This window comes from Rhodococcus sp. IC4_135 (genome assembly GCF_011602025.1).
Classification (GTDB): domain Bacteria; phylum Actinomycetota; class Actinomycetes; order Mycobacteriales; family Mycobacteriaceae; genus Rhodococcus_F; species Rhodococcus_F baikonurensis.
In genome coordinates, this window is the sequence record NZ_JAAOLG010000081.1 from 4,029 (window position 1) to 5,283 (window position 1,255).

Genomic DNA, 1,255 nt, shown 5'->3' on the forward strand with positions numbered 1-1,255 from the left:
CACTTGACTCGACGGGTAGAGCGGTGATGCTCATATGCCCACTCTTTCCACTGCCGCCCTCAGGTCCTCCGCGTCGGGGTGTTGATAGATCGCGGTCGATGCTCGGCTCACATGACCGAGCAACGACTGAACCACGTCGATACCGGTGCCGTTGCGCGTCCAGATTGTGGCTGCCGTATGCCGGAACATGTGGGGCCGCAATCGGAAACCGGCACGGTTGCCGATCCTTTCCACAATCTGTTTTGCGTTCGAATACGACATCGGCGAACCGGCGTGATGCCCGAGAAGGTTGACGAACACGAAGTCCGAGGTCATTGCGGTGGGCACGCTGTCTCGTTCGAGAAGGTACTCGCGATACTGAGTGACCACCTCGTCGCTGACCGGTACGACTCGGGATTGTCCTTTAGCGCGGGCACCGTTCGAATTGCCTTCACGCCGAACAACATGAACATGAGGTCCACGTTCCTGGCATCCCAGATGAACCGAGGTCGGAAGGAAATGCAGGTCGCTACGGCGCGAACCCAATGCCTCTCCGATTCGGAGTCCGGAACGAACCAGCAACAGCACCAGAAAACGGTCTCGTTCGGTGTTCGCGGAGTTCAGAGCATGCGAAAACTGTTCTTCAGTAATAATTTCCGGAGGCTTTACGACTTCCGGCGCTTTGAGGGTTCTGGCACGAATCAGCCGATGCTGACCGGATTCACCTTCGTGGAAATCGCGGGGTGCGTAGGCCAGGTACTTGGGCTGGGACAGCCCAGAAACAACATCTGCGGAGACCAATCCACGCATTCCGCAGAACCTGAGGAATTCGACGACAGCGGTCATCACTGCGTTGACCGATCTGCCGGAGCGCAGCCGGTAGTGGACGGTTGGGGTGTGTTCGACGGCGAATTTGAAACGAGTGAGTTCACCTACACGAATCTCGTGCCAATCCAGTCCGCGACCGGCAGTCCAGTTCAAGAACCAACAGACCCGAGGAACGTATGCGCGGATTGTTTGAGGTGACCTTCCGGCGCCTTGCATGAACAGCACCCACTCGGAAGCCTCCGCGACCGGGCGCATGGATTCTTCGTCCACGATCACCCAACCCGACTGCCCCGTCGTCGGTGAAATGACCTTCTCTACAGCACACGACATCGCCACTCCTATGGCTGTCCCACCTGTGACATAGACGCTATTAGATAACCATGAGGGACAGGGCGACCGACACGCCGTGCCTACCGTGCCTTCATCCTGATGCGGCGCTAGAGATAAC

The 1,255-nt window shown here is 57.9% G+C and carries 1 protein-coding gene; it reads right to left on the reverse strand.

Annotated features, from left to right (window positions below):
* Positions 1 to 30: 30 nt before the first annotated feature.
* Positions 31 to 1,137, reverse strand: a complete 1,107-nt coding sequence (locus G8767_RS34880; RefSeq protein WP_047269064.1) for a tyrosine-type recombinase/integrase — start codon at positions 1,135 to 1,137, stop codon at positions 31 to 33.
* Between the last annotated feature and the right edge of the window lie 118 nt (positions 1,138 to 1,255).